The sequence below is a fragment of the Allosphingosinicella deserti genome (assembly GCF_003012735.1).
Taxonomy (GTDB): Bacteria; Pseudomonadota; Alphaproteobacteria; order Sphingomonadales; family Sphingomonadaceae; genus Allosphingosinicella; species Allosphingosinicella deserti.
Map to the genome: position 1 here is coordinate 139,310 of NZ_PXYI01000001.1, position 13,886 is coordinate 153,195.

Genomic DNA, 13,886 nt, shown 5'->3' on the forward strand with positions numbered 1-13,886 from the left:
ACGCCATAAGGCGCCGCCGTCACAGCGTCACGCCCCGTTTCCAGATCGCGATCTCCCGCTCGCAATTGCGCTCGGCCGCGGTTTCTGCCCCGCCGGCGATAGCGACGATCCGATCGAGCAGGGCCTCGGCGGCCTTGTCGACGCCGTCGGTCAGCACCTGGCCGGCATCGAAATCGATCCAGCCGCGCTTGCGCTGCGCGAGATCGGAATTGGAGGCGATCTTCACCGTCGGCACCGGGAAGCCGAGCGGCGTGCCGCGGCCGGTAGTGAACAGGATCGCGGTCGCCCCGGCGGCGGCGAGCGCGGTCGACGACACCGCGTCGTTGCCCGGCGCTTCGAGCAAGGTGAGGCCCTTGCGGCGCACTCGCTCGCCATAGCGGATGACGTCCTCGAGCGCGGAGCGGCCGGCCTTCTGGACGGCGCCGAGCGATTTCTCCTCGAGCGTGGTGATCCCGCCGGCGATGTTGCCCGGTGACGGATTCTCCGAGACCGGCTCGCCATGGGCGAGGAAATAGCGTTTGAAGTCGTTGACGACGCCGACGACGGAATCGAACACATGCTCGTCTTTGGCGCGCGCCATCAGCAGCCGCTCGGCACCGAAGATTTCGGGGATCTCGCTGAGGATCGCCGACCCGCCGGCGCCGATGACGCGATCGGCCATGCGCCCGACCAGGGGATTGGCGGTGAGGCCCGAGAAGCCGTCCGAACCGCCGCATTTGAGCCCGAGCACGAGTTCGGAGAGCGGTACCTCCTGGCGGGTCGACAAAGATGCTGTCGCGACCAGGGCATCGACGAGCGCGACTCCCTCCTCGATCTCGTCCTCGGCGCTCTGGGCGCGCAACGTTCGGATCCGGCCGCGAAGCGCCTCAGGGACCTCCTCGAGCAGGCGGTCGAGCTGGTTCGATTCGCAGCCCAAGCCGACCAGCAGGACTCCGCCGGCATTGGGATGGCAGGCGAGCGCCGCCAGGATCTTGCGGGTGCCGCCGAGGTCATCGCCGAGCTGCGAGCAGCCGAACGGATGGGCGAAGGCGTGGACTCCGTCGATCGTGCCGGAATGGCGGGCATGAGCGATCGCCGCGATCTTCTCGGCGGTGCGCCCGACGCAGCCGACCGTCGGCAGGATCCAGATCTCGTTGCGGGTGCCGACTCGTCCATCGGCGCGGCGGTAACCAAGGAAGGTGCGCGCCGTGCCCGGCGCCACCGGCTGCTCACGGAACGGCGCGTAGCCATAGCCTTCGACGCCCTCGAGCTGGGTCACGACATTGTGGGCATGGACGTGCTCGCCGGCCCGCACCGCGGCGGTCAGCGCGCCGATCGGCCAGCCGAACTTGCGCACCTCGGCGCCGGCGGGAAGATCGCGCAGTGCGACCTTGTGGCCGAACGGAATGGCCTCGCGAACGTCGACGATCTCGCCGTCGACCTCGAGCCGCTCGCCCGGTTCGAGCGGGCGGAGCGCCGTCGCGACGTCGTCGCGCGGATCGAGCCGGAGGAGGGCGCGCGTTTGCGCCGGCGTGGCGAGGAGAATGCTGTGGGTCATCCGATTTGTATCATCTGGAAACCGGTGTCATATACGAACTCCGCGGCCCTGGAACAAGGCTTTGACGCATTTGGCCTTTTTGCGGGCGCCAAAGCTCCGCTAAGGAAGAGCAAAGGGGAGGCATCTGTGAGCAGCAAGTCGGAAGAGGTGCCATTTGGGCGGCGCGGCACGGGCAAGCCGACGATCAACGATGTCGCCCGCCTCTCGGGTGTCTCGAAGAAGACGGTCAGCCGTGTCATCAACCGCTCTCCCTTGCTCAACGACGAAACCCGCAGGCGCGTGCTCGAGGTCATAAGCGATCTCGGCTACGTGCCCAACCCGCAGGCCCGCGCCCTCGCTTTGCGGACCAACTTTCTGATCGGGCTGATCCACGACAATCCCAACGCCCAGATGGTGCTGAATGTCCAGCAGGGCATACTCGAGGCGCTGCAGGGCACCGATTTCGAAATGATCGTCCGTCCCGTCGACCGCGGCTCGGCGGCGATGCTCGACGACGTCCGCCACTTCCTCGAGCGCCAGCGACTCTACGGCGTCATCCTGCTGCCGCCGATCTCGGAGAACGACGCGCTCGCCAGACTCTGCGACGAAGTCGGCTGCCGCTACGTGCGGATGGGCTCGGCCGAACTCGACGATCCCGATCACATGGTCGCGTCGAACGATCGCGAGGCGGTGCGCGGCGCGACTGCCTATCTGATCGAGCAGGGCCACAGGTCGATCGGCCTGATCGCGGGCCCGCACGGCTTCCGCTCGGCGACCGAGCGCCGCCAGGGCTTCGAGGATGCGCTTGCCGAAGCCAAGATCAAGCTGCCGCGCAGCCTGATCGCGGAAGGCAATTACACCTTCGCCTCCGGCCTCGCCGCGGCCGAGAAATTGCTCGATCTCTCGCCGCGTCCGACCGCAATCTTCGCCTCGAACGACGAGATGGGCGCTGCCGTCGTCCATGCCGCCCGCCAGCGGGGGATCGACGTGCCGGAGCAGCTTTCGGTGATCGGCTTCGACGATACGCCGATCTCGGCCCATATCTGGCCGCCGCTGACCACCGTGCGCTGGCCGATCGTCTCGATGGCGCGCTCGGCGGCGCTGAAATTGCTGGTCTCGGTGGGCGGCGCGGAAGCGGAGGCGGACGTGTCAGAGCCGTCGATGTTCCTGTCGACCTTGGTGAAACGCGCGTCGGTGACCCCGCCGAAGACGTGAAGCCGGCCTCCTGGCTAAGCTGAAAGGAAGCGCCACCTGTCTTTCCACGAAGTTGTGGATGGAAGAGGGGCGCCATCCACCACTTGCTGAACGGGGTAAGGGGTGGTCGTTCTTCGAACGCGACGACGAGATCCGTTTCTGATCACGGATCTTCGTGCTGCCGAACCGCTAAGTGACGCCGACGGCTTCGATGGACTCGCATTCGCATTCGCATCGCGTTACCAGCGACGGGCCCTTGCACTGGCTCCTGACACCGGTTACCGGATGGTGAGGTGGCAGCGAGATCACCCCAAGCGTTTAGGAAAGCGATGCCCAGGCCCCTCACGCTCCATTCCGACCGGCTGTTCCCCGCCGATCCCGCGACCCGCGACGTCGCCCGTGCGCTCTATGCCGAGATCGCCGACCTGCCGATCGTCAGCCCGCACGGCCATACGGATCCGTCCTGGTTCGCCAGCAACGCCAACTGGACCAACCCGACCGAGCTGCTGCTGTCACCCGATCATTATCTCTACCGCATGCTCTACAGCCAGGGGCTTTCGCTCGAGAGACTGGGCGTGCCGAGCCGCGCGGGTGCATCGCCAACGGATCCCTGGGAGGCGTGGCGCCTGTTCGCGTCGCATTATTATCTGTTCCGCGGGACTCCGTCGCGAACGTGGCTCGACCATGTCTTCGCTGAAGTGTTCGGCATGGATGTCGCGCTCGAGGCGTCGACCGCAGATCTCTATTATGACCGGCTGAACGAAGCGCTGGCGACGGCCGCGTTCCGCCCCCGTGCCCTGTTCGAGCGCTTCAACATCGAATTGCTCGCCACCACCGAAGGGCCGCACGAGGATCTCGTGTATCACGCCGCGATACGCCAGTCCGGCTGGGCGGGCCGGGTGGTCACCACCTATCGTCCGGACGCGGTGATCGATCCCGAGCATGAGGAGTTCGCCAGTGCGCTGACGCGCTTCGCCGAGCTTTCCGGCGAAGATGTCCACAGCTGGACCGGCTATATGGCCGCGCACCGCAAGCGCCGGGCCGATTTCCGCGCCGCCGGCGCGACCGCGACCGATCACGGCCACCCGACGGCGCGCACCGCCGATCTGCCGCAGGTGGAAAAGGAGGCCTTGTTCGCCCGCATCATCGGCGGCACCTGGTCCCCTGAAGATGCCGAGCTGTTCCGCGCCCAGATGCTGACCGAGATGGCGGCTCTCAGCGTCGAAGACGGGATGGTGATGCAGATCCATCCGGGATCGTGCCGCAACCATAATCGCTGGCTGCACGAGGCCTATGGCCGCGACAAGGGCGCCGACATCCCGACCCGGACCGATTACGTCCATGCGCTGAAGCCGCTGCTCGATCGCTTCGGCAACGAGCCCCGCCTGTCGATCATCCTCTTCACCCTGGACGAAAGCGTCTATGCGCGCGAACTGGCGCCGCTCGCCGGCCATTATCCGTGCCTGAAGCTCGGCCCGTCCTGGTGGTTCCACGACAGCCCGGAAGGGATGCGCCGGTTCCGCGAGATGACGACGGAGACGGCCGGATTCTACAACACGGTCGGTTTCAACGACGACACCCGCGCCTTCCTGTCGATCCCGGCGCGTCACGACGTCGCCCGGCGTGTCGACTGTGCCTTCCTCGCGCGCCTCGTCGCCGAGCATCGCCTGCTCGACTGGGAAGCGGCCGAGCTCGCCCACGAGCTCACCTACGGCCTGGTCCGCCGCGCCTACCGGCTCGACCAGGTTCAGGCCGCGGCGGCGTGATCGCCGAGACCTTTTTCCTTTCGCCCGATCTCCTCCCGCCAGGCGGCGGCGAGGGGCGGGCCTGACCCATGACGGAGACCTCCATGTTCGATCGCACTTATTACGCCACCCACCCCGACATGATGGAATGCGTGTCCAACGACGAGCTGCGTGACCGCTATTTGATCGGCGGCCTGTTCCGCGAAGGCGAGTGCGTGCTCAACTACACCCACGCCGACCGCTTCGTGATCGGCGGCGTCGCCGTCGGTTCCACCGACGTCAGCCTGCCCGCGCAGACCGAGCCGGCTTCCGCGGTCGGCCACCCGTTCCTCGAGCGCCGCGAGCTGGCGATCGTCAATGTCGGCAAGACCGCCGGCACGGTCACCGTCGACGGCGAGGCATTCGAACTCGGCAACAAGGATTGCCTCTACGTAACGATGGGCGCCAAGGACGTCGTCTTCTCGGGCCAGGGCGCGCGCTTCTACCTCGCGTCCTGCCCGGCGCATAAGGCGTTCCAGACCCGCAAGCTCGGCATCGCCGACGCCAATGCGCTGGAGCGCGGCAGCCTCGAGGAATCGAACGAGCGGACGATCTTCCAGCTCGTCATCCCCGGCGTCTGCGACAGCGCCCAGCTGGTCATGGGCCTGACCGTGCTGAAGCCCGGTTCGGTGTGGAACACGATGCCGCCGCACATTCACGAGCGTCGCAGCGAAATCTATTTCTACTTCGAGCTCGACGGCGACAACGACCGCGTCATGCACTTCATGGGCGAAGGCGAGGCAATGCGTCACATCGTGCTGGCCAACGAGGAAGCGGTGATCAGCCCGCCCTGGTCGATCCACATGGGCGCCGGCACCAAGGCCTATGCCTTCATCTGGGCGATGGCCGGCGAGAACCAGGACTATACCGACATGAACGTCCTCGACATCTGCCAGCTGGCCTGAGCATCGCGTCCAGGCACAATTTCCGTTCGGGCTGAGCCTGTCGAAACCCTTTCCTTCCTTGCTCCGCGACGCGCGAAGGAAGGCCTCTCGACAGGCACGGGGCGAACGATGTGGGGAATGAAGCAGTGACCAATCCATTCGATCTTACGGGGCGAGTCGCCGTCGTCACCGGCGCCAATACCGGCATCGGCCAGGGCATCGCCGTCGCGCTGGCGCAGGCCGGTGCCGATGTCGCTCTGGTCGGCCGCTCCAGTGCCGACGAGACCGCGGAGCTGGTGCGCGGCGCCGGCCGGCGCGCGATCCTGGTCAAGGCGGATCTGTCGACGATCGCGCCGGTGCAGGACGTCGTCGATCAGACGCTGGCCGAGCTCGGCGGGCTCGATATCCTGATCAACAATGCCGGCATCATCCGCCGCGCCGATGCGGTCGATTTCACCGAGGGAGACTGGGATGCGGTGATCGACACCAATCTGAAGTCGGTCTTCTTCCTCTGCCAGTCGGCCGGCCGCCACATGATCGGGCAGGGCCGCGGCAAGATCATCAACATCGCATCGATGCTGAGCTTCCAGGGCGGCATCCGCGTGCCGAGCTACACCGCGTCCAAATCGGGCGTCGCCGGGCTCACCAAATTGCTCGCCAATGAATGGGCGCCCAAGGGCATCAACGTCAACGCGATTGCGCCCGGCTATATCGCCACCAACAATACGGCGGCGCTGCAGGCCGACGAGACTCGCAACCGCCAGATCATGGAGCGCATTCCCGCCGCACGCTGGGGCGATCCATCCGACCTCGGCGGCGCCGCAGTGTTCCTCGCCTCGTCCGCGTCGGATTACATCCAGGGCCACGTCCTCGCCGTGGACGGCGGCTGGCTGGCACGATGAGCGGCACGCCGGGCCGGGTCGTCTGCTTCGGCGAAATGATGCTCCGGCTCAGCGCGCCGGGGCGTGAGCTGCTCCTGCAAAGCCCAAAGCTCGATGTCGTCATCGGCGGGGCCGAGGCGAATGTCGCGGTCGGCCTCGCGTCGCTGGGCCATGCCACGGCAATGGTCAGCCGCGTTCCCGACAACACGCTCGGCGACGCGGTGCGCGGCTACCTGCGCCGCTACGGGGTCGATGCCTCGTCGGTCAGCACCGGGCCTGGACGGCTCGGCCTCTATTTCCTGGCGCCGGGCGCGGGCCTGCGCGCGTCGGAGATCGTCTACGATCGGGATGCGAGCAGCTTCGCGCTCTCCACCGCCGCCGATTTCGACTGGGATGCGCTGCTCGACGGCGCCTCGCTGTTCCACATTTCCGGCATCACGCCGGCGCTCGGGCCGCAATCGGCGGAGATGGCGCTGGCCGCTGCCGAAGCCGCGGCCGAACGCGGCGTGCCGATCTCGTTCGACGGCAATTACCGCGCGCAACTGTGGCAGCGCTGGCCGAGCGATCCGCGGACCATCCTGACGCAGCTCGTCGCCAGGGCCGAAATCCTGTTCGGCAATCATCGCGACATCTCGCTTCTGCTCGGATCGGAGTTCAGCGGCGACGGTGCCGACCGCCGGCGAGAGGCGGCCGAAGCCGCCTTCGAAGCCTTCCCGAACTTGCGCCTGATCGCCTCGACCGCGCGCCACGTCGTCGATGCCGATACCCACCGCATCGCCGCCCGGATCGACGGCCGCGAGGGGGCGGCGCAGACCGAGGAAGTGGCGGTGTCGGGCATCGTCGACCGCATCGGTGGCGGCGACGCGTTCGCGGCGGGCATCCTGCACGGCGTGCTGACCAAGCGCGATCTCGACTGGACGGTTCGCTCAGGTCTTGCGGTGACGGCGCTCAAGCACAGCCTTCCCGGCGACGCGAGCCTGTTCACCACCCGCGACATCGAATCATTCCTGGCCGGCGAGCTCGACGTCCGCCGCTGATATTCTGGAGGAAAGAGGATGATCGACCGACGCACATTGGTGGGCGCCGGAGCGCTGCTTGGCGCCGCCGCTCTGGTACCGGGCGCTGCCGGTGCAGCGGCCAGGGCGCCGGTCGTCACCACCAGCCTGGGCCGGGTCCGCGGTCGTCGCGAGAGCGGCGTCTCGGTGTTCCGCGGCATCCGCTACGGCACGGCCGAGCGCTTCAAGGCGCCGGTCGCGCCGGTGTCGAGCCGCGACATCGTCGACGCAGCCGCCTTCGGCCCGTCCGCGCCGCAGCGCGGCGACCGCTATCGCCCGACGAGCGAGGATTGCCTGTTCCTCAACGTGTGGACGCCCGAGGCCAAAGCCGGCGGCAAGCGCCCCGTGCTCGTCTATTTTCACGGCGGAGCCTATTCGACCGGGAGCGTTGCCGACCCGCTTAACGACGGCCGCCATCTCGCCGCACGCGGAGATGCCGTGGTGGTCACCGTCAATCACCGCCTCAACGCGCTCGGCTATCTCTATCTCGCAAGGCTCGACGCGCGGTTCCCAGACAGCGGCAATCTCGGCCAGCTCGATCTCGTGCTCGCCCTGCAGTGGATCCGCGACAATATCGGGGCCTTCGGCGGCGATTCCGGACGGGTGCTCGTGTTCGGCCAATCCGGCGGCGGCGCCAAGATCGCTACCCTGATGGGCATGCCCGCGGCGGAAGGGCTGTTCCACCGCGCGATCACGATGAGCGGGCAGCAGGTCACCGCCTCGGGCCCGCTCAACGCCACCGCCCGCGCCCGGGCCTATCTCGAGGCGCTCAAGATCGGTCCCGCGGATCTGCCGACCATCCCCGTCGAACGGCTGGTGGAGGGCCTCACCGCCACCGATCCGATCATCGGCGGTTCCGTCTATTTCGGCCCGGTGCTCGACATGAAGTGGCTGACGCGCCACCCGTTCTGGCCCGATGCCCATCCGCAGTCGAATGCGATCCCGATGATGCTCGGCAACACGCGCGACGAGACCCGCGCCTTCATCGATCCGAAGGGCCCCAAGCTTGCCGGGCTCGACTGGTCGAACCTCGCCGAGCGGATGGTTCCGGAGCTGCGCATGGACCTCCACCCCGAATGGATCGTCGCCCAGTATCGCACGCGGTTCCCGGACTGGTCTCCGGAGCGGATCTTCTATGCGGCAACCACGGCGGGGCGGAGCTGGCCGGGGCAGGTGATCGAAGCGGACGCCCGCGCCGCCGCGGGCACGCCGACCTGGGTCTACCAGGTCGACTATCAGTCGCCGGTCGAGCCGTGGCGCGGCGCACCGCACACGATGGACATCCCCCTGTCGTTCGGAACGCTCGACGCGGAAGGCTCGATCACCGGGACGGGCGTCGATGCCCGGGCGCTGAGCGGCCGCGTGATGGACGCTTTTCTTGCCTTTGCCCGCTCCGGCGATCCCAACCATCCGGGCATGCCGGCCTGGCCGCACTATCGGATCCCCGGTCGCGCGACGATGCTTTTCGACGTCCAGACACGCGCGATCGACGATCCCCGCAAATGGGAGCGCGAGCTGTTTGCGCGGGTACCCTATATCCAGCCGGGAACCTGACCGGCCGAGGAAGTGCTTGACCTCACACTGGAGCGCGGCGACGCTACCGGTGTCAGAGCCCGCAGAGGTGCCTGGGAGAGGATCATGATCGCAACGCCGTCGCGCCGCGAAGTTCTTCATTATGCCGGCGCCGGGGCCACTGCAGCGATGCTGCCGCACGCCGCCTTCGCAGCCGAGACCGATCCGTGGTGCCGCGCCAGCGAAATCGCTGCGCGCGTGCGTCCGCCGACATTTCCCGCGCGGACCTTCGACGTGGTCGCGCACGGCGCCAAAGGAGACGGGCGAACCCTGTGCACCGCCGCCATCACATCGGCGATCACCGCCTGCAGCCAAGCCGGCGGCGGCCGCGTGCTGGTACCGGCGGGCCGGTTCCTGACCGGCGCCGTGCACCTCAAGTCGAATGTCGAGCTCCATCTCGCCGACGGAGCGACGCTCGCCTTCAGCACCGATCCCGCCGATTACCCGATGGTGTTCACCCGGTGGGAGGGGATCGAGCTGATCAACTACTCGCCCTTCCTCTATGCGCACGGGCAGAAGAACATCGCGCTCACCGGCCGCGGTACGCTCGATGGCCAGGCGAACGCGCAGCATTGGTGGTCGTGGAAGGGTCGCTGGGGCGGCACCATCGATCATGGCTGGCGCGAGGGGATGCCCGACCAGCGCAAGTCGCGGGCGATCCTGTTCCAGATGGCCGAAGATGCGGTGCCGGTCGAGAAGCGCCGCTTCGGCGACGGCCACTATCTGCGGCCGTCCTTCGTCCAGCCTTATGCCTGCGAGAACGTGCTGATCGAGGGCGTGCGTCTGATCAACTCACCCTTCTGGAACATCCATCCCGTCCTCTGCCGAAACGTCACCCTGCGCAACGTTCGCGTCGAAGGCCATGGCCCCAACAATGACGGCTGCGATCCGGAATCGGTCGATCACATGCTGATCGAAGGGTGCATGTTCGACACCGGCGACGATTGCATCGCCGTCAATTCCGGCCGCAACGCGGATGGGCGCCGGCTCGCCGCGCCCTCGCAGAACATCCTGATCCGCAATTGCCACATGAAGGAAGGGCATGGCGGCGTCGTCGTCGGCAGCCAGATCTCGGGCGGGGCGCGATGGGTGTTCGCCGAGAAGTGCCGGATGGACAGCCCCGATCTCTGGTATGCGATCCGCTTCAAGAACAACGCACTGCGCGGCGGGCTGCTCGAGAATTTCCATTATCGCGACATCGATGTGGGCCAGGTCGGACGCGCTGCAATCACCTGCGACTTCAATTACGAGGAAGGGGGCAACGGCCCGTTCAAGCCGCAGCTGCGCAACATCGTCGTTGAGCGGCTGCGGGCCAAGAAAGCGGTTCGGATCATCGACTCCCAAGGCCTCCCAGGTGCGCCGGTTCAGGGCATACTTCTCCGCGACTGTGATTTCGGCGGGGTGACGGAGAAGAGCATCCTTCGCCACACCGAAGGGCTCCGCCTCGACAATGTCCGAGTGAACGGGCGAGTCGTCGAAGCCCTGGAGGCCGCTTAGAGGATGTTCGGGTCGGGCGGATCCAGGCTGACGCGGCTTTCCGGGGGCGAACGCGACTGTTGCGATCGGGCAACGGGAGGGAAAAATCGGGGCGCAAAGCTTGTTGCGGGCGAACCGCATCGCTCCGAATGCCGCTTTCCGGACGTCGACGGTGGCCCTGTCCGCTGGCACCTAAGTCTTCCAACGCACGGAATTTCGCGGACTATCGTTGGTGTCGAGGTCGGCAATCTTTCCTAGGCACGGCGTTTGACGCCGGCGCTGCCCGAGGTCCTGCGGTCCTCCATTGCTCTTGACAGGAACCAGCCCCCGCTTCAGGAAGTGTAGCGATGACACCGGTTACTTAGGCGGGTCACACGGATGGCGACCACGGCAGCATAAGCCGGGCGCCTCGCGGAGAGGATGGTCGACGGGCATTCGCCAAACCCCCTCGCTCGCGCCGTATGGCAGCAGCAGGCGCGCCTTGCGCGACTGCGGCGACACCGGTGTCAGCATCGGATCTACGCGTCGGCCCCGGAGCGGCGCGCATCACGAAGGGAGAGACGACATGCGCACAGATCATCAGGCTGGCTCAATCATGCGTAGGCTGCTCGGCGCCGCCTCGATCCTCGCCATGACCGGCTTCGCGACTCCTGCCTGGGCACAGGACGCGAGCGCCGCGGCTCCCGGCACGGGTGCTCAGACGCTCGACAGCAACGATGTCGGCGAGCAGGCGGCCGATGCGGCGCCGGACGAGGAAGGCATCGTCGTCACCGGGTTTCGCCGCTCCCTTGCCGAAGCGCTGAACGTCAAGCGCGACAGCGTCTCGGCGGTCGACGCGATCGTGGCGGAGGACATCGCCAAATTCCCCGATCAGAATCTCGCGGAATCGCTGCAGCGTATCCCCGGCATCTCGATCCAGCGCGACGGCGGCGAGGGGCGGGCAATCACAGTTCGCGGTCTCAGCGCGCAATTCACCCGCGTCCGCGTCAACGGCCTCGAAACGGTTGCGACCTCCACCGACGGCGCCAGCCCGAACCGCGATCGCCAGTTCGACTTCAACGTGTTCGCGTCGGAGCTGTTCAACTCGATCGTCGTCCACAAGACGGCGGAAGCATCGCTGGACGAAGGCTCGCTGGGGGCGGTCGTCGATCTCAACACCGGCAATCCGCTCGGCGGCAAGGCCGGCTTCACGATCGTCGGATCGGCGCAGGGCAGCTACAACACGCTCAGCAAGGATCTCGGGCCGCGCCTGGCGGGCCTGCTGTCGTGGAAGAACGACGCCGGCACGCTCGGCCTTGCCGTCTCGGCCGCCTATCAGGAGAACCAGACCCTCGAACTCGGCAACAACACCGTCCGCTGGGCCCAGGCGCGGTTCGACTCGGTGAACGGCACGCCTTGCTTCTACAACACCACCGGCACCGGCGCGAACCTCGTCTACACGACCCCGCGTCCGAACGCCGGCGGCACCTATCGATCGAGCGCTGCCTGCGATGCCGCTGCGCTTGCCTTCCATCCGCGCATCCCGCGCTACGGCGAAGTCGAGCATAGCCGCAAGCGCCTCGGCATCACCGGCAGCATCCAGTGGGAGCCGAGCGACGCCACCAAGATCTCGCTCGACGGCCTCTATTCGAACTTCAAGGCCAATCGAGAGGAGAATTGGGCCGAGGTCCTGTTCCGCTCGAACGAGCGCTCGATCGACGTCATCAACGCCGTGATCGATCCTGAAACCAACAACCTGGTCAGCGGCACGTTCAACGACGCCTGGGTGCGCACCGAACATTATTTCCGCAAGTCGCAGACCGAATTTTGGCAGTTCGGCGGTACCTGGGATCAGGACATCTCCGATACTTTCCGCTTCACCTTGCTTGGCGGCATGTCGCAGTCGACGGCCTCGATCCCGGTCGAGACCACGTTCGTGTTCGATGACCGCGACGCGCAGGGCTATTCCTACGATTATACGGATTCGCGCAGCCCGGTGCTTTCGTTCGGCACCAGCGTCACCGATCCTGCCAATTTCCAGCTGGCGGAAATTCGCGATCGTCCGTCCGACACAGTCAACAAGTTTCGAACGCTCAGCCTGCGCACCGAGTGGGACGTGGCCGACGGCTTCACCGTCAAGACCGGTGCGGTCTACCGTCGCTTCACCTTCGATACCGAAGGCTTCCTGCGCGATACGGTGGTGTGCGGTAACGGCGGCGTCGACCGGGTGCTCGGCACGATCAACTGCTCGCCTTCCTCGGCATTCGGGCCGTCCGCGATCTACGGCTTCCCGGCCGCCAATTTGGGCGAACTGTTCGAGCTCGGCAAAGCGGGCCAGCCGGCCGGCACGACCACCCAGTGGCTGGTCCCCAACCTCGATGCTGCTGCGGACTTCACCAAGCTCTATTCGCGCACGCCGACAATCGATGCGGGTAACACTCGCGGCGTCGTCGAGAAGGTCACCGGCGGCTATGTTCAGTTCGATTTCAAGGGCGATATCGCCGGCCTCAGATATGCTGCCAATGCCGGCGTGCGCTATGTGCACACCGATCAGGTGTCGCGCGGGCTTACCAGCGGCACCGAAGTGTCGATCGATCGTAGCTACAATGACTGGCTGCCGGCTGCGAACATCGCGTTCTTCCCGACCGAGAACATCATCGTCCGTGCGGCCGTGTCGAACGTCATTACCCGTCCGACGCTGGGCCAGCTGACCCCGGGCGGCGCAGTCGACGGATTCAACTATCGAATCAACTTCGGCAATCCGTTCCTCGATCCGTTCCGCGCGACGGCGTACGACCTCGCGTTCGAATATTATTTCGCGCCGCAGTCGATCTTCTCGGTGGCGTTGTTCAAGAAGGACATCCAGAGCTTCCCGGTGGCGAGCACCATCACCGGAACCTTCGCCTCCACCGGCCTGCCGACCAGCGTGATCCCCGCGAGCTCGCCGGCGGCGATCAATCCGGAAGGTCAGCAGTGGACGATCAATACGTTCATCAACGGCAGCGGCGCCAAGGTGAAGGGCATGGAGGTTTCGCTGCAGGCACCGTTCAGCTTCCTGCCCGGCGTGCTCAAGAATTTCGGTGGCATCGTCAACGCGACCTTCATCGACTCCAGCGCCACCTACGGCCTGTCCGGGCCGGTCACGGTGGCCAATGTCGGTGCGCCAAGCTTCGCCTTTGGCCCCAACGTTCCGGTGACGGCGTCGAACGCCCTGTCGGGCCTGTCCAAGCGTGCCTATAACGGAACGCTCTACTACGAGGACAGCCGCTTCAGCGCGCGCGTCTCGGCGAGCTATCGTAGTGGCTTCCTCGATCCGAGCACGCCGCTCAGTGCCACCGGCAATTTGTTCGAGGGCTATAATTCGTCGATCAACGTCGATGCCTCGGTTCGCTACAAGATCACCGATCAGATCGAGCTTTCGCTGGAAGCGATCAACCTGACCGACGATTATCGCGACCGCTTCACCGACGAGGATGCGAACCGCAATTACGAGTACAACCATTTCGGCCGCACGATCCAGTTCGGCGCCCGCTTCAAGATGTAAG

General features: G+C 66.3%; 9 protein-coding genes. 8 read left to right on the top strand and 1 reads right to left on the bottom strand.

Annotated elements, in window-relative coordinates:
• Positions 1 to 19: 19 nt before the first annotated feature.
• A complete protein-coding gene (locus C7I55_RS00710) occupies positions 20 to 1,537 on the bottom strand; it encodes a UxaA family hydrolase (protein WP_106510989.1) in 1,518 nt (505 codons plus the stop codon).
• A gap of 126 nt (positions 1,538 to 1,663) precedes the next feature.
• Here C7I55_RS00710 and C7I55_RS00715 point away from each other — a divergent pair, with 126 nt between their 5' ends.
• From C7I55_RS00715 to C7I55_RS00750, 8 genes are all read left to right on the top strand, one after another.
• Positions 1,664 to 2,731 (top strand): LacI family DNA-binding transcriptional regulator, encoded by a 1,068-nt coding sequence (locus tag C7I55_RS00715; RefSeq protein WP_233221962.1) that lies wholly within the window; start codon positions 1,664 to 1,666, stop codon positions 2,729 to 2,731.
• 308 nt (positions 2,732 to 3,039) lie between these two features.
• The gene (uxaC, locus tag C7I55_RS00720; protein ID WP_106510990.1) at positions 3,040 to 4,476 is read left to right on the top strand and encodes a glucuronate isomerase; all 1,437 of its coding nucleotides are present in this window, start codon (positions 3,040 to 3,042) and stop codon (positions 4,474 to 4,476) included.
• Between the two features lie 83 nt (positions 4,477 to 4,559).
• The gene (gene kduI, locus C7I55_RS00725; RefSeq protein ID WP_106510991.1) at positions 4,560 to 5,399 is read left to right on the top strand and encodes a 5-dehydro-4-deoxy-D-glucuronate isomerase; all 840 of its coding nucleotides are present in this window, start codon (positions 4,560 to 4,562) and stop codon (positions 5,397 to 5,399) included.
• Positions 5,400 to 5,524: 125 nt separating this feature from the next.
• Positions 5,525 to 6,280 (top strand): 2-dehydro-3-deoxy-D-gluconate 5-dehydrogenase KduD, encoded by a 756-nt coding sequence (gene kduD, locus C7I55_RS00730; protein ID WP_106510992.1) that lies wholly within the window; start codon positions 5,525 to 5,527, stop codon positions 6,278 to 6,280.
• The gene (locus C7I55_RS00735) at positions 6,277 to 7,296 is read left to right on the top strand and encodes a sugar kinase (RefSeq protein ID WP_106510993.1); all 1,020 of its coding nucleotides are present in this window, start codon (positions 6,277 to 6,279) and stop codon (positions 7,294 to 7,296) included. The genes kduD and C7I55_RS00735 overlap by 4 nt, the downstream gene beginning before the upstream one ends.
• Before the next feature lie 18 nt (positions 7,297 to 7,314).
• Positions 7,315 to 8,868: a carboxylesterase/lipase family protein gene (locus C7I55_RS00740; RefSeq protein ID WP_106510994.1), complete on the top strand. Its 1,554-nt coding sequence runs from the start codon at positions 7,315 to 7,317 to the stop codon at positions 8,866 to 8,868.
• Between the two features lie 84 nt (positions 8,869 to 8,952).
• Entirely contained in the window at positions 8,953 to 10,383 is a 1,431-nt protein-coding gene (locus C7I55_RS00745; protein WP_106510995.1) for a glycoside hydrolase family 28 protein, read from the top strand.
• Between the two features lie 574 nt (positions 10,384 to 10,957).
• A complete protein-coding gene (locus tag C7I55_RS00750; RefSeq protein ID WP_233221963.1) occupies positions 10,958 to 13,885 on the top strand; it encodes a TonB-dependent receptor in 2,928 nt (975 codons plus the stop codon).
• The last annotated feature ends 1 nt before the right edge of the window (position 13,886 follow it).